Genomic DNA, 15,692 nt, shown 5'->3' with positions numbered 1-15,692 from the left:
TTAATTACATGGCCTTTGCTTTTAATGAAGGTGAGGAAAATTATGGATAATATAATAAAATATATAGTTAAAAAAGGGCAAGAAGAAGTTAAGCTAAAAGAATACTTGAAATTTACATTACAATTGTCCAGCAGGTTTATAAGAAACTCAATAAATGATAGAAGAATAAAAGTAAATGGTAAAAATGCTAGGTTAAACAATAAAGTTGCAGTAGGGGATGTAATAGAAATAAAGATAAACAAGGAAGAGGAACAAAATATACCACCAGAAAAAATGGATTTACATATTGTATATGAAGATGAGGACGTAATAGTTTTAAATAAAGCTCCAGGTATGGTGGTTCACCCTACTAGAAGTTATCCAACAGGTACTCTATCCAATGGACTTCTATACTATTTTAAAGAAAAAGGAGAAAATTGCATAGTTAGGCTAGTAAGTAGGCTTGATATGGATACCTCTGGTCTTATTTTAATTGCAAAAAACCAATTTGCCCATATGGCGTTAGCTAGGGATATGAAGGAAGAAACTTTTCAAAAGGAGTATTTAGCCATAGTACATGGAAATTTAAAACAAAAATCCGGCACAATAGATAAGCCTATATATAGAACTGATGATGATAGCATACAAAGGGTAATAGATGTAAGGGGACAGGAGAGTATAACTCATTATACTGTATTAGAAAGCTATGCTGGAGGAGACTTGGTTAAGTTAAAATTAGAAACAGGAAGAACCCATCAAATAAGGGTGCACTTAAGTAGCTTAGGACATCCTCTATATGGTGATATACTATATGGAAAAGAGGAAAAAGACTATATAGTAAGGCAGGCTTTACATGCATTTAAATTGTCCTTCCCTCACCCTAGGGATGGACACATAGTCCAATTAGAATGTGGAATGCCAGAAGACATGAAAGAGTTGATTTCGAAAATAGAAAATTTTAATACAGAAGAAGTAATAAGTGAGAAGTAAAAAGTAAGAAGTAAGAAGTAAAAAGTAAGAAGTGAGAAGTGAGAAGTGAGAAGTGAGAGGTAAGGGGGATTTTTCTCCATTGCGTTATGGAAAATCTTTAATTGAATGTAAGCAATGGTATAATAGGAAAAGGTATAACTGATTCATTAAATTGAAGTGGTTATACCTTTTCTTTTAATAGATTAAAAGATCTTTTATTGTGGACTTACTTTTTATATTTAAATCTTTTTCTTCTTTTTTTTCTTTTTATTATTAAAATTATCCTAAGAACTATATAAATAGCTAAAATTATAATAAATACATAAAATACATATTTTAAAATAGTTTTTCCTGTACTTACGGTATTAGTTAGAACAGTAGAGGCAGTGGTTTTAGGTGTATAGTCCTTTCCACTTAATAGTTTTACCTCACCTATAGATTTACCATCTAATTTTACTTGTGCTGTTCCTATAGTATCACCTTTCTTTAAAGAAGCTTTTCCTAAATTTTCATTTAGTTTAGGTTCTATTTTAAAAGAAGCTTTTGAGGCTAAGGTTTTTTCTATAGTATAGTAAAAATTTTCCCCTAAGCTTAAAGGTATGCTTGAGTTCTTGTTTATTGAATAATTTTCTATGGTTTGTCCCTTTAAGTAAGGCTCCACTAAATCAAAATTTTCATATGCATATTTAAAAAGTGCTAAAGAATCATTAAAATATGTTTTATTATTGTCATGAGTTAATGCAACTATTAATCTATGATTATCTTTTGAAGCACTAGCTACATAAGAATGGAGAGATTGTATAGTATATCCTGTTTTACCTCCCTCACAAATATTATAATAAAATTTTGAATAGGGTTGTACAAGTTTATTCTCATTCCATAAAGGACGTTCTTCCTTGCATACATTAGTAGGTGGTATTTTGTAAGAACTAGTTTTTGCAATCTTTGAGTATTCAGGTTGTTTTACAAGTTCTTTCATTATCAAAGCTAAATCTCTAGCAGAAGTTCTATGTTTATCATCATAAAGGCCACTAGGGTTTACAAAGTTTGTGTTTTTGCAACCTAGTTCTTTGGCTTTTCTATTCATCATTTGAGAAAAACCATCTATAGAGCCGCCTATATGCTCAGCTAATGCTTCAGCACAGTCATTTGCAGAGGCTAATAGAAGACCATATAATAATTGTTCTACAGTTAATTTTTCTCCTTCGAATATGTATATTTTGCTACCATCGGCTACCGGTGGTTTTTTTCCTACAGTAACCATGTCATTTAATTTGCAGTTTTCTAGTGTTAAAAGGGCAGTCATTATTTTTGTAGTAGATGCAGGGGCATAAGGTGTATCTATATTTTTAGAATATAATATTCTACCTGAATTTGCATCTAAAACTATAGCGCCATCAGCAGAAACAGCTGGCTGTGTTGGAGTAGAAGCTTTAGCATAACTGCAAAATATTAAAAAAAATGTGACTAGTGAAATTAGAAACTTTTTCATTTTTGCCTCCTTGAATGTTTTATATTTTTTAGTATATCAAAAAAAGTAGCATTAATCGATACTAAAATATGAAATAATGGCAATAATTAAAGATATGTAACTATAAATTATAAAAAAATATAACATAAATTAAAGAATATGATAACTAGTGATTATTATTTCGAATATAAATTTTAAGCTCTACACTATACAAGGTAAGAAGTAAGAGTTAATGATTTTTAATAACATATAGCCATAAGAGTTTCCAAAGCATGCTTAAAGTTTTAGCAGAAATATCGATGATAACTTTTTACTTATAGTAAATATTATGGAGGGGAGAGAATAAATTGAGAAATAGGGAAAAATATATAGGTTCATTAGTTATACTAGTTATATCAATAATATTTTTAATTGTGGGGTATAATATATCAAAACCTCAAGAAAAGAAAGTTACTTCTGAAAATATGTTTGTGGAAAGTGATACAGTTAAGAAAAGCAGCTTTAAAACAGAATCATCTAGTTCAAATATAGTGGTAGACATAAAGGGTGCTGTAAAAAAACCTGGAGTGTATACTTTAAATAAAGATAGCAGAATAAATGAACTAATTAATAAGGCTGGAGGACTTAAAGAAGATGCGGATTTAGATAGGATACATATGTCTAAAAAATTAAAGGATGAGGACTTAATTTATGTATATAGTATAGGAGAAGAGGAAAAACAGTTTGCTAGTACTAATGGAAATGCTAGTCAAGCAAATAATGGAGTAAGCTCCAAAAGTTCGGAAGATAAAAATGGAAAAGTAAATTTAAATACTGCATCAGAAGAGGAATTAAAAACTCTTCCAGGTGTTGGGGATGCCACTGCCAAAAAAATAATAGATTTTAGAGAAAAAAATGGAGGGTTTTCTTCTATTGAAGATTTAATGAAAATAGATAGGATAGGTGAAAAAACCTTTAACAAATTAAGAGATAAGGTGGACATATGAAGGTTAATATTATAAAATTACTGTATATATAGGGAGGTGTTTAATTATGAACAACAAAAGACTAACACAAATGACTAAAACCTCTGGATGAGCAGCTAAAATAGGGCCGGAGACCCTTTCAAAAATTTTAGATAAGCTACCAAAAATGAGTGACAAAAATTTAATAGTTGGCATTGAAACATCCGATGATGCAGCGGTTTATAAGTTAAGCGATGATATAGCTATAATACAAACTTTAGATTTCTTTACCCCTGTGGTAGATGATCCATATACTTTTGGGCAAATAGCAGCAGCAAATTCATTAAGTGATGTGTATGCTATGGGTGGACAACCTACAGTAGCTTTAAATATAGTATGTTTTCCTAACTGCTTACCTATTGAGGTATTGGGAGAAATATTAAAAGGGGGAGCAGATAAAGTACTAGAAGCAGGAGCAGTGGTAGTAGGAGGTCATTCTGTAGAAGATGATGAACCTAAATACGGTCTATCTGTTACAGGTGTTGTGCATCCAGAAAAGGTTTTAAAAAATTGTGGATGTAAGGATGGAGAAGTCTTAGTATTGACTAAACCATTGGGTGTAGGAATAATAAATACAACTATAAAGGCAGATTTAGCTTCAAAAGAAGCTTATGAAAAAGCCATTAAAAATATGTCTACATTAAATAAATATGCTGGAGAGATAGTGGTTAAATATCCTATAAGTGCGTGTACAGATATAACTGGTTTTGGACTTATGGGTCATATATATGAAATGGCTAGTGGTTCTGATAAGACCATAAGAATTTTAAAAGATAATGTTCCTTACATAGAAGAAGCTAAGGAATATGCTCAAATGGGATTAGTACCAGCAGGAGCTTATAACAATAGAATATATCTAGATGGAAAATATAAATTAAATGATGTACCAGAGTGGCTTGAAGATATTATATTTGATCCTCAAACTTCTGGTGGACTTTTAGTATCTATTCCTAAAGATAAAGCAGATGAGATGTTAAGTGAACTAAATAAATTAGAGCTTAAATCAGCTATAGTAGGAGAGGTTATTCCATTTACTGGAGAATATATAGTAGTAGAATAGATTATATAAACATATAACTTAAGCAGTTTAATTTACGCGGAGATAAGTGAAAGGAACTGATTATATGAACAGAGAACTTTTGAGAAATTTGCCTAAGGTGGATGAACTTTTAAAAGAAGAAATTGTAGAAAAAGAATTAAAGAGTACCATGAGAACTTTAGTTATAGACACTCTTAGAGAAACTATAGATTACTATAGAGATTTAATTCTTAAGGATAAGATAGAAAGTATTTCAAAGGAAGAAATTTTGAAAACCTTTAATAAGCTTATGAAAAAGAATAATTCTCCTAAATTAAAAAAAGTTATAAATGCTACAGGTACTGTTATACATACCAATTTAGGTAGGTCATTATTAAGTAATCAGGCAGTAGAAGCGGTAAACAATGTTTCTATGAATTATAATAATCTTGAATACAATATAGAACAGGGAAAAAGGGGTCTTAGATATAGTCATATAGAAGAACTTATAACTAGGATAACTGGAGCAGAAGCTGCTATGGTAGTTAACAATAACGCTGCGGCAGTTATGCTTGTTTTAAATACCTTATGTAATGGAAAAGAAGCAATTGTATCTCGTGGCCAGCTAGTGGAGATAGGAGGTTCTTTTAGAGTTCCAGAAGTTATGAAATTTAGTAATGCTAAATTAGTAGAAGTGGGAACTACCAATAGGACTCATCTTTATGACTATGAAAATAACATAAATGAAAATACAGGAGTATTATTAAAAGTACATACTTCTAATTTTAAAATATTAGGCTTTACTGAAGAGGTTTCCATAGAAGAATTAGTAGGGCTTTCAAAAAAATATAATGTACCTGTTTATGAAGACATTGGCAGTGGTGTTTTAATAGACTACACTAAGTATGGCTTTACTTATGAACCAACGGTTCAAGAAAGTTTGAAAAAGGGCATGGATGTGGTTACTTTCAGTGGAGATAAGATGCTTGGAGGACCACAAGCAGGCATAATTGTAGGTAAGAAAGAGTACATAGATAAAATGAAAAAAAATCAATTAACTAGGGCTCTTAGAATAGATAAAATGACCCTTGCTGCCCTTGAAGCTACTTTAAAATTGTATTTAGATGAAAAGGAAGCTATAGAGAACATACCTACACTAAATATGCTTTTAAGCAGTAAAGAAACCATAAAGAAAAAGGCAGAAAGTTTAAAAAGGAAGCTAAGAAATAAGGTTAAGAATTTTAATTTTCATATAGAAGAGGATTATTCTATGGTAGGTGGCGGTTCTATGCCTACAGAAAAAATAGAAACCTATGTAATAAAGATTACTAGTGAAGAGTTTACTCCAGAGCAAATTGAATATAATTTGAGAATGAATGAAACTCCAATAGTAACTAGAGTATATAATAATCAAGTTATAATGGATTTAAGGACTATGTTCCAAAGGGATTTTGATACAATAGTAGAAGCATTTTTAACTATGAAGTAGTTAGGTTGATAAGTAAGAAGTAATAAGTAATAACTAATAGTTAATAATTATTAATTCAACTTTTGCAGTTATAAAATAAAAATATAAAATTTGCAGGTAAGTAATAGGTAATAGATAAGAAGTAAGAGTAAAAAGCTAATAGGTAAGAAGTAATAAGTTAATTATAAAAAAACTCCTTGAGTTTTATCCTTCACTTTTACTTCTTACTTTTTACCTCTTACTTGGTCTAACTTACAAATTTATATTTTAAATTCTAAATTAAGAACATTTATTCAGCTAATGTAGCGCTTAAAATTTATATGCGGAAGTTGAGCTAATTATAATTCAACAATTCAAAAATAGGAGTGATTTAATGAAGCACTTAATAATAGGCACTGCAGGACATATAGATCACGGGAAAACAACTCTTATAAAAGCACTGACAGGAAGAGAAACAGATACGCTGAAAGAAGAACAGGAGAGAGGTATATCCATAAACATTGCATTTACCTTTTTTGACTTACCTTCAGGAAGAAGAGCGGGAATTATAGATGTGCCAGGACATGAAAGATTCATAAAAAACATGTTAGCAGGCATAAGCAGTATAGACATAGTGGTTTTAGTAATTGCTGCAGATGAGGGTATTATGCCTCAAACCAGAGAACACATGGAAATACTTCAACTTCTAAATGTAAAAAAGGGCATAGTAGCTCTTACTAAAAGTGACTTGGTAGATGAGGAATGGATAGAGCTTGTCACAGAAGATATTAAAAAAGAATTTAAAGGTACTTTCTTAGAAAATGCACCTATTTATCCTGTATCCTCAAAAAACAAAAATGGTTTTAATAATCTTATAGAAGCTATAGATAATGCCACAGAAGAGGTAGAATCTAAGGATACGGAAGGTCACTTTAGATTGCCTGTAGACAGAGTGTTTTCTGTAAGCGGCTTTGGAACAGTAGTTACTGGAACAGTTATAAGCGGAAAAGTAAAAGTTGGCGAGGACGTGGAGATATATCCATCTAAGATAAGGACCAGAATAAGGGGACTTCAAGTCCATGAAAAGTCTGTAGATGAAGCAGATGCAGGTCAAAGATGTGCTATAAACCTAGCTAATGTAAAGGTGGATGAAATAGAAAGAGGAAATGTAATTTCTAAGGAAAATGTCATGGAACCTTCTTATATGGTAGATACTAAGTTTTACTATTTAAAAAGTGCAGATAGACCAATGGAAAATAGGCAAAGGGTTAGATTATACCATGGGACAGAAGAAATTTTATGTAGGGTTGTAATTTTAGATAAGGAAGAAGTTAATCCAGGAGAAGAGGCTTATGTGCAGCTTAGATTGGAAAAACCACTGTGTGCTCAAAGAAATGATAGATTTGTAATAAGAAGTTACTCTCCTATGCATACCATAGGTGGGGGCAGTATAATTGAGCCAGTGGCTGTTAAAGCCAAGAGATTTGATGAAAAATATATAGAAGAATTAAAATTAAAGGAAAGTGGTCAGGTAGGTGGCATAATAGAAACAACTATTAAAAAGTTAAGTTCTAATTTCCCGGATTTTAAAGCTATTGTAAAGGCTTTGGGAAAAAATGAAAAGAGTCTTCAAGAGGAAATAGATGCCTTAGTGGAAGGAAATAAGGTGGTAAAATTAACTGCATTAGGTGAACCTTTATATGTACACAAAGAATTTTTGCAAAGAAGCATGGATAGGCTTCAAGAAATTTTAGAGGACTATCATTCAAAATATCCACTAAGACCAGGATTATCAAAAGAAGAAATAAAAGAAAAGATTTTTGGAAAAGGTCTAAAGCAAAAAATATATGATGAATTATTGGATATGGTTGTAAAAAATGAAATCATTGATGTGCACGGTAAGTACATATCTGCCCATGGTTTCCAAATAAAATTTAATGAAGTACAAGAAAAATTAAAGGATAAAATATTAAAGGAATACCAAAATGGAAAATATACTCCACCTAAGTTTAAGGAATTACTGGAAAAAGAAAAGGAAAAGGAAGAATTTAAAACTGTATTTGAAGCACTTATATTAAGTGGTGATTTGGTTAAAACTGATGAAGAATGCATTTTCTCTAAGAGCAATTATGAAGAGGCCAAAGATAAAATAATTGCCTACATGAAAGAAAATGGAAGCATAACCCCAGGAGAAGCTAGGGAGATTTTAGATACTAGCAGAAAATATGTGGTAGCTCTTCTTGAGTATTTTGATGGAGAAAAGCTTACTAGAAGAGTAGATAGCAAGAGAGTTTTATATAAAGCACAGTAAAAATATATTGTGAAGTAAGTGCTATAGGAAAAATCTGCTTTTAATTCCGTGATAAATGTGAAATTTTGGACTGTGAACAATACGCCAAGAACTTCTAATATTTGTCCATTTAAAGCCCCTAAAGTTTTCAAACTCACTCGTTCCTCGCTCAGACAATGAAAACTTCTTAACGGTGCTTTAAATGGACAAATAAAGAAGTTCTAAGGCTAGTTCAATAGTCCTAAATTTCACATTTATCACTCCATTAAAAGCAGATTTTTCAGTTACAGAGTACTTACTTTGTGGGGGGGCGACCTACTAAAGGATGATTTTCCTCCACTTCGTTACGGAAAATCTTTAATTATAAAAAAGAAAGCGCTCATAATATTTTTTTGGCGTAGCCGTTCTTTTAGTCAACAATCCTTAAACACTAATTTTTTTTAAGTACTGGGTACTAACCAGTTACTAGGAAGGTATAGAAATGAAGTAAGTATAACTTTTCTTTTAGCGCTTTAAAAATCTTTTATTGGCGGTAGCCACAGAAATATAGAAATATCAAATATCAATCCCTCCTCACCTAGCACCTAGTACCTAGTACATATATATTCCTAGCGCCTAAAAATTAAGAATTACACTAAATCATTTGGGGATTGGAGGCTGAACACTAAAAGAACGGCTCTGTCTAAAAATATTATTATACCTTTCTTTTTCTAACTTAAAGATTTTCTGAATAAAATGAAGAAAATCCACATTAATTGATATTTGATATCTGATATTTGATATTTGATATCTGATATTTATATATTTAGTATGGCTACTGTCAATAAAAGATTTAAATTCTAAAATTTTTCGTAATGCAATTAAGAAAAATTATCTTTAACTATTACTTCTTACTTTTTACCTACTTCTTACCTTTTCTCCACTACAAATTAAGATTTATACAAACAACTGCCTTAGGGAAAAAGGAATTGAATTTAAAATTTTCATTTATAAAAAATAGTTGAAAAAACGTTTTCTCTATGATATAATGAAACTCGTGATTTGACGAAAAAAGTATATATATGGGGGTAGATAGGTGCTGGTGTGCCTGCCGGTCTTCAAAACCGTGTTGCCGGGGTAGGACCTCGACGGGTGAGTTCGATTCTCACATACTCCCGCCAATAAAGATAAATAACCTGCAAGCAAGTAATATCAAGGATTACAAGGCTTGTAGGTTTTGTTGTTTTTTAATAAATTCATTAAAAAAGTTGTACGATGGTTGTGCAGTAATTTTTAAAAAAATTTATTTAGAGGGTGAAAAAAATTTTATTTCATACATTAGTTAATTTAGCTAAAGAATTAAATAAAGAAAAAATTCTATGGGCAGTGGGAGCATCTGTAGTTTTAAATAATTATGGATTAATAGATAAACCTAATGACATAGATATATTAGTTCATATAAAAGATATAGAAAAAGTGGATATGATTTTAAAAAGATTGGGAAGAAAAAAGTTAAGAGAAAAAACAGATACTTATGCAACAAAATATTTTTATGAATATGTGGTAGAAGGTGTAGATATAGATATTATGGCTGGATTTATTATTAAGCATAATAGTGGTGAATATCAGTATTGCTTTGATGATAAATCTATAACTGCAATAAAAAATATTAAAGGGGAATGTATTCCTTTAACGTCTTTGGAGGATTGGTATATTATATATCAATTAATTCCGGGAAGAGAATATAAGGTTGGTATTATAGAGCATTATTTATTGAAAAATGGGCTCAATAATATTAATTTAATAAATAGTGCCTTAAAAGGAAATCTTCCAGAACAGGTTAGAAATAGAACAGAAAAATTATTGTATAATATTGAGAAATAATGGGTTGTTGTATTAAAGAATTTATATATGATATATTGTCTTGAAATTTTAATTTTAGCAAAATATATCATAGTATTTATTCTTAGTGCAACAGCCCTATTATTTATGAAAATACCCGAAAACCTCTGTTGCTTGTCTCGGTGGTGGTTCAAATGTGTCAGGGTTAAGATTTTTTAAAATAATAAAGTTTAAAGTTTTCCACAGAAAAATCTACTAAGCCCTTATTATATAGATAAGCTAAAAAAGCAGATACTGTAGAGTAGGTTATGTGGTAAGCTTTAAAGTCTATTTGCAAGTCTTTTAGTATGCATAAGTTTTCTACTAAATCCTCTTTAGTTAGAGGCTGGTCTAATAGTTCTAGAAATAAATTTATATAATCCTGAAGGTTTTGTATATTTCTATCAATTAAATTTAATAAATCTTCTTTGCTTAAGACTTTTTCACTGTGACTAGGCAAGAAAAAGTCTGCTTCTACAGTTTTTAAAAAATTTAAGGTACTTAAACTTTCTTCTATATTGTTTAAATAAGGAAGAGAGTATTTGTCTAAAATCTCATCACTAAATATACTATCCCCAAGAAAACATACTTTTTCAGGAGTTATAATTCCTATTTGATCTACAGTATGTCCTTTTAATGAAATTATTTCAAATTTATCATCACCTATTTTATTTATTCCTTCATCTAAAATAAAATCCACAGGGCAAGGTTTAGCTGAATTTGCTAGTGGCTTTATTGGACTTGAGGTATAAAGTATTGATGAATATATATATGGATTTTCTATATATAACTTTTCATTAGCTGAAGAAAACACTTGGCAACCTGGATAGTTATCTGTAAAAAATGTATTTCCACCGCAGTGGTCTCCATGATTATGAGTATTTATTATGTATTTAGGATGAAGGCTATTATTTAATAGCACTTCATTTACTTTTTTAGCTGAAGAGTTGTTTATTCCTGTGTCTATAAGTATGCAATTTTTGTTTTTGAAGGTATACACTCCTATATTAGTAGGAGAATCTATGTAATAAGTATTGCCCTTTATTTTGTTTAAATTCATGTTGACACTTCCTTTTTATATGTTTTAAAAATCTAAAAATAATGATAACACAGGATTTATGAAAAATACAAGTGAGCACATAGGAATATAATCAATTTCAGATGTAGAGATATTTTTATGGGTATAAATTATTATATTGTGTAAAAAATAAGTGTATAACTTGGAGGTGATTTTTTTGAAAAAATTATTATACATTTCCGTAAATTCAAAGCCAGAAAATATGTCTACTAGTAAGACTGCTGGAAGATATTTTGTAAACCGCTTTATGGCGGAAAATACTGATTATACAGTGGAAGAGCTGGATTTATACAATGAGTATATACCAGAACCAATTTATAAATATTTTAAGGGAAGGGCAGAATTAGTTACTGGTGCCGAATATGATTCACTATCTGAATATGACAAAAAAGCTGTAGATAGAATGAATCAGTTAAGCGATCAATTTTTAAGTGCAGACACATATGTAATTGCTGCACCTATGTGGAGTGTAAGTTTTCCATCAATACTTAAAAGATATTTGGATTGTATAATGCTTAATAATAAACTTATAAGAATTTCACAACAAAATGTAGAGGGACTTTTGGAGAATAAAGAAAGAAATATGGTATATATCCAATCATCAGGAGGCATTTATCCTAAGATATTGGGGGCAAATGTAAATCATGGCGTAGATTACTTTCACGACATTTTTAAGTTTTTAGGTATAACAAAGTTTCAAAAGGTACTAATTGAAGGTGTAGATATGCCAGAGGTAGGGAAAGATAAAGCTCTCCAAATGGCTTATGAAGAAATGGAAGGGATAGTTAAAAAGTTTTCTAGAGAGCCTATACTTAAAAAATAAATAGGAATTTAAAGAGGCTGTAGACTAAGCACGTAATTGGTTTACAGTCTTTTTTTATGATATAATATTAAAAAAACATATCTAAGCATGAAGCCATGCTCTTGGGTGGGTAAATGAGAGTAAAGTAAAATTATATATGAATAAGACTAAGGTAGGAATTTTTATGTGTTATGTTTATATATTAAAGTGTGTTGATGATACTTTATATACAGGATGGACAAATGATTTAGAAAATAGATTGAAAGCTCACTTAAATGGCAAGGGGGCAAAATATACTAGATGTAGATTACCTGTACAATTAGTGTATTTTGAAGAATGTATGGACAAGTCCTCTGCTTTAAAGCGAGAGTATAAAATAAAACAAATGAAAAGAAAAGAGAAACTAGAGTTAATTATGAGAAAAAATATAGAGGTTTAGAATTTGTTAGCTAAGATGCGGCTTTATACTAGAGTATAAATTAGTTTCTTCAGAGAATTAAAATCTTAGAGTTAGATAATTAAACCTTCATGGGAGGAAACTGGTATGAGAATTGGTTCTATTTATGATAAATTTATAAAATGGAAGAATAATAAAATAACACTTTTAAGTGCAAAGGAATCAGAGGAAAAAAACTTAAGTTTAATAAAGAGATTATTATATATAAAAAATAATTATTGTTTTTCACAAAAGGATGAAATACTTTTTACTGCAGTTAAGGATAAAAATTTAGAAGATATAAAATATTTCTATGAAAACATGGAAAATAGCAATAAACATAGTTATGATACTTTGCTAACTTCCTTATCTAAGGAGCCCACTGTATCTAAAATTGATGCTTTAGCAGAAGAATATTTTATTAAGTATAAAGTTAGAAATAATTTAAAATTGCAGATATTAAAGGATGAAAATATAGAAATAGAAATATTAGAAAAATGCATTAATAAGGTTAAGGAAAACTATAAGAGAATTAAGATATTTAAAGAGGATAAAGTACAACTTATTTTAAGTGAAATAAGGTGGATTAAAAATTTAAATTATGAAGATTTAGACAGTTATCAAAAGGCTCCAAAACACAATGGACTTAGAAAAAGTAGTAAGGCCAGGGAAGGAATTTTCTTAGTTAAAAATTTATATGAAAAAGAAATGGACAAATTATTCTATGTAAGCTATGAAGATATGCTGGTTTACGCTGCTAAGGAAGCTGATTTAAATCCAAGATTTGTTCATATTTTAGTGGATGGATGTGAGAGACTTACATATTTACAGTGGAATTTTTTAAAGGCTTTATTGAAAGGTGAGACTTATTCAAGTTTAACATTAGCTTTTAACATAGAAAATGGAGAGTCTGTATATTGTCCATTTATGAAAAATGGAAGATTGTATACATCAGTATTTCAAGAAAAAGTTAAGAAATTTAATTTAAAGAATAAAAAACATATGGATAAAATGCAAGATGCGGAACAGCAATGCGGAAAGATTAAAAATATAGATGCTCTTGAGAAGTTCCAATACTTTGATTTGAGGCATAAAACAAATGTTACCATGATGAAAGATTATTCAAGTTCTGATGAAATAGTAGTTAACCATGAAGAAGAGGTTTTAGAATATAGTAAAGATGAAGTAACCAAAATTCCTGTATTTACAAATATTGCAGCAGGAGAACCAATATATATAGATCCGTCTTTAGAAGGTAATTTCTCTATTCCTAAACAGTGGATGAAAGGACTTAAGGATTGTTTTATATTGAAGGTAAAAGGGGACAGTATGATAAATGCCAATATTAATGATGGAGATTTTGTGGTGATACATAAGCAAATGGATGTAAATAATAATGATATAGTTGCAGCTAATATATCTGGAAGTGCCACATTGAAAAGACTTAGTATAAGTAAAAAAGGCGTATTCTTAAATCCTGAAAATAAAAAATACAGTCCAATTCCTGTTAATGAAGAGGGAATATTTATTTTAGGTAAAGCAGTAGGAATAATAAGGAGAATTTAAAGATAATGTATTAGCAGGATTATATGCAAAATCTTTTTTTATAGTTTTTTCAAATCCGAACAAGCAATATGTGAATTGAAATTTTTGGATAAAATTTGACTTTTTATCGTAAAAAATATAAGTTTAATGTATGGAAGCTAATTTATCCGATGACTACCTGCCGTAACACTCCCACTTCTAACAAAGTGGGAGATAACGGCAGCTACGTCCCTGGATAACGAGCTCTAACCTTCAGTTGGAGTAAAAACTCCATCTGAAAGTTAGAGCTCTGTTTATAAATAAATGATTTTTTTAGCTTGGGATATAAAAAATTCAGTATGAGGTGATAATTTATGAAAATTGCAATGCCAAAATTAAATGAAGAATTAAATCAACACTTTGGTAAAAGTGAAAAATTTGCCATAGTAACTACAGAAGGAAATGAAGTAGTGGATATTAAGGAAGTTTCTGCAGAAGCTTTACAGCATAATCATGAGGGGCTTGCAGAATTTTTAGAAAGTGAAAAAGTAGAAGTGGTTATTGCAGGGGGAATAGGACAAGGCGCTTATGATCCGTTAATACAAAAGGGATTTAAAGTTGTAAGGGGAGCTTCTGGTAAAATAGAAGAGCTGGCAAAAGCATATTTAGAAGGAAGCTTAAAAGATAAAAAAGTTATGTGCAATCATCATCATTCACATGAACATCATGCTTCAATTAAAAAATTTAAGTAAAACTATGTGGAGTTGAGAATGTAGGAAGCAAGAAGTAGCAAGTAAGAAGTAAAAAGTAATAAGTAAGAGTTCTTGAAAAAATTCAGCTTTGCTGAATTTTCACCACAACTCTTACTTATTACTTTTCACAAATTAATTATAAAAAACTCTTTGAGTTTTATCCTTATCTCTTACTTTTTACTTCTTACCTAGTACCTCTTACTTATTTACATGTATGCTTTTTTCCTGTGCTTATTTTTCTTTTCTTCTTTTGCACAGAAAAACCAAATTTACCTATAGATTTTGATGGCATTGGGTAATATTCTCCATGACAATAACTTATTAGATTAGCTTTTTCATAATGAATTTTACCATTAGAATCTATTAAACTATCATCTACGTGAACTGCCAGTACTTCAGCTAAAAAAAGATCATGAGTTCCTAGGGGAGTTATTGATTTTACTTTACACTCCAATGAAACAGGGCAATCCTCTAGTATAGGCACATTGATATTTTCAGAATTAGAAAGTTTAAGGTTAAATTTTTCTATTTTATCTATTTCCCTTCCGGAACGGACCCCGCAAAAGTCTACTATATTAACCATAGATTTTGATGGTAAATTAACTACAAATTCTTGGGTTTCTTTTATATAATCATATGAAAGTCTTTCAGGTCGTATGGCTACAGTAATCATAGGAGGTTTAGTACAAGCTGTGCCTATCCATCCAACAGTAAAAACATTAACATTTCCTTCCTTATTTTTGCAAGTTATCAACACGGCAGGTACAGGATTTAACATAGCACTGCCTTTAAAAATTTTTTTACTCATTTATATACCTCACTTAGTTTCAATTTTTACACTTATACTATTATAATTCACATGGGATTAATTTTCTATAAATATTTCTCCAGAGACGTAGCTGCCGTAACACTCCCACTTCTAACAAAGTGGGAGATATAACGGCAGCTACGTCCCTGGATAACGATCTCTAACCTTCAGATGGAGTATAAAAACTCCATCTGAAGGTTAGAGATCTGTTTATATAGTGAGTTCCCATTAATAATAAATTAAAGAAATTATAC

General features: G+C 30.2%; 13 protein-coding genes and 1 tRNA gene. 11 read left to right on the top strand and 3 right to left on the bottom strand.

The window, feature by feature from the left end; genetic code table 11:
• Positions 1-42 precede the first annotated feature (42 nt).
• A complete protein-coding gene (locus FGK85_RS04125) occupies positions 43-969 on the top strand; it encodes an RluA family pseudouridine synthase (RefSeq protein WP_138203988.1) in 927 nt (308 codons plus the stop codon).
• Positions 970-1,174: 205 nt separating this feature from the next.
• Here FGK85_RS04125 and FGK85_RS04120 read toward each other — a convergent pair whose 3' ends face one another.
• Positions 1,175-2,440 carry a D-alanyl-D-alanine carboxypeptidase family protein gene (locus FGK85_RS04120; protein WP_138203986.1) on the bottom strand — a complete coding sequence of 422 codons (1,266 nt, stop codon included), beginning with the start codon at positions 2,438-2,440 and terminating at the stop codon, positions 1,175-1,177.
• A 326-nt stretch (positions 2,441-2,766) separates the two neighbouring features.
• Here FGK85_RS04120 and FGK85_RS04115 point away from each other — a divergent pair, with 326 nt between their 5' ends.
• From FGK85_RS04115 to FGK85_RS04095, 6 genes are all read left to right on the top strand, one after another.
• On the top strand, positions 2,767-3,405 hold the full coding sequence (locus FGK85_RS04115) for a ComEA family DNA-binding protein (RefSeq protein ID WP_138203984.1): 639 nt from the start codon (positions 2,767-2,769) through the stop codon (positions 3,403-3,405).
• Between the two features lie 46 nt (positions 3,406-3,451).
• Entirely contained in the window at positions 3,452-4,483 is a 1,032-nt protein-coding gene (gene selD, locus FGK85_RS04110) for a selenide, water dikinase SelD (protein ID WP_138203982.1), read from the top strand.
• A gap of 64 nt (positions 4,484-4,547) precedes the next feature.
• A complete protein-coding gene (gene selA, locus FGK85_RS04105) occupies positions 4,548-5,930 on the top strand; it encodes an L-seryl-tRNA(Sec) selenium transferase (RefSeq protein WP_138203980.1) in 1,383 nt (460 codons plus the stop codon).
• 352 nt (positions 5,931-6,282) lie between these two features.
• On the top strand, positions 6,283-8,199 hold the full coding sequence (gene selB / locus FGK85_RS04100) for a selenocysteine-specific translation elongation factor (RefSeq protein WP_138203978.1): 1,917 nt from the start codon (positions 6,283-6,285) through the stop codon (positions 8,197-8,199).
• A 1,042-nt stretch (positions 8,200-9,241) separates the two neighbouring features.
• Positions 9,242-9,338, top strand: a tRNA-Sec gene (locus FGK85_RS15260).
• A gap of 133 nt (positions 9,339-9,471) precedes the next feature.
• On the top strand, positions 9,472-10,041 hold the full coding sequence (locus FGK85_RS04095; RefSeq protein WP_243122799.1) for a nucleotidyltransferase family protein: 570 nt from the start codon (positions 9,472-9,474) through the stop codon (positions 10,039-10,041).
• Positions 10,042-10,204: 163 nt separating this feature from the next.
• Here the strand turns inward: FGK85_RS04095 and FGK85_RS04090 are convergent, their stop codons facing one another.
• Positions 10,205-11,098, bottom strand: coding sequence for an MBL fold metallo-hydrolase (locus tag FGK85_RS04090; protein WP_138203976.1), 894 nt, complete (start codon positions 11,096-11,098; stop codon positions 10,205-10,207).
• 175 nt (positions 11,099-11,273) lie between these two features.
• Between FGK85_RS04090 and FGK85_RS04085 the strand changes: the two genes are divergently transcribed.
• The 4 genes from FGK85_RS04085 (at position 11,274) to FGK85_RS04070 (ending at position 14,630) form a co-directional block, all read left to right on the top strand.
• The gene (locus tag FGK85_RS04085) at positions 11,274-11,939 is read left to right on the top strand and encodes an FMN-dependent NADH-azoreductase (protein ID WP_138203973.1); all 666 of its coding nucleotides are present in this window, start codon (positions 11,274-11,276) and stop codon (positions 11,937-11,939) included.
• A gap of 163 nt (positions 11,940-12,102) precedes the next feature.
• Positions 12,103-12,357, top strand: a complete 255-nt coding sequence (locus tag FGK85_RS04080; protein WP_138204055.1) for a GIY-YIG nuclease family protein — start codon at positions 12,103-12,105, stop codon at positions 12,355-12,357.
• A gap of 105 nt (positions 12,358-12,462) precedes the next feature.
• Entirely contained in the window at positions 12,463-13,920 is a 1,458-nt protein-coding gene (gene lexA, locus FGK85_RS04075; RefSeq protein WP_138203971.1) for a transcriptional repressor LexA, read from the top strand.
• Positions 13,921-14,252: 332 nt separating this feature from the next.
• Positions 14,253-14,630: a NifB/NifX family molybdenum-iron cluster-binding protein gene (locus tag FGK85_RS04070; protein WP_138203969.1), complete on the top strand. Its 378-nt coding sequence runs from the start codon at positions 14,253-14,255 to the stop codon at positions 14,628-14,630.
• Positions 14,631-14,832: 202 nt separating this feature from the next.
• On the opposite strand, the gene FGK85_RS04065 is transcribed toward FGK85_RS04070, so the two are convergent.
• Positions 14,833-15,438, bottom strand: a complete 606-nt coding sequence (locus tag FGK85_RS04065) for a flavin reductase family protein (protein ID WP_138203967.1) — start codon at positions 15,436-15,438, stop codon at positions 14,833-14,835.
• Positions 15,439-15,692: the final 254 nt, after the last annotated feature.

This window comes from Haloimpatiens lingqiaonensis, from assembly GCF_901447495.1.
In the GTDB taxonomy this organism is placed as follows: domain Bacteria; phylum Bacillota; class Clostridia; order Clostridiales; family Clostridiaceae; genus Haloimpatiens; species Haloimpatiens lingqiaonensis.
This window is presented reverse-complemented; position numbering and strand designations above follow the sequence as displayed.

What these genes read in the sequence shown, in the direction of transcription:
- FGK85_RS04125 (WP_138203988.1), top strand. Translation starts at nt 43, where the DNA reads ATGGATAATATAATAAAATATATAGTTAAAAAAGGGCAAGAAGAAGTT.
- FGK85_RS04120 (WP_138203986.1), bottom strand. Translation starts at nt 2,440, where the DNA reads ATGAAAAAGTTTCTAATTTCACTAGTCACATTTTTTTTAATATTTTGC.
- selA (WP_138203980.1), top strand. Translation starts at nt 4,548, where the DNA reads ATGAACAGAGAACTTTTGAGAAATTTGCCTAAGGTGGATGAACTTTTA.
- selB (WP_138203978.1), top strand. Translation starts at nt 6,283, where the DNA reads ATGAAGCACTTAATAATAGGCACTGCAGGACATATAGATCACGGGAAA.
- FGK85_RS04090 (WP_138203976.1), bottom strand. Translation starts at nt 11,098, where the DNA reads ATGAATTTAAACAAAATAAAGGGCAATACTTATTACATAGATTCTCCT.
- FGK85_RS04080 (WP_138204055.1), top strand. Translation starts at nt 12,103, where the DNA reads ATGTGTTATGTTTATATATTAAAGTGTGTTGATGATACTTTATATACA.
- lexA (WP_138203971.1), top strand. Translation starts at nt 12,463, where the DNA reads ATGAGAATTGGTTCTATTTATGATAAATTTATAAAATGGAAGAATAAT.
- FGK85_RS04070 (WP_138203969.1), top strand. Translation starts at nt 14,253, where the DNA reads ATGAAAATTGCAATGCCAAAATTAAATGAAGAATTAAATCAACACTTT.
- FGK85_RS04065 (WP_138203967.1), bottom strand. Translation starts at nt 15,438, where the DNA reads ATGAGTAAAAAAATTTTTAAAGGCAGTGCTATGTTAAATCCTGTACCT.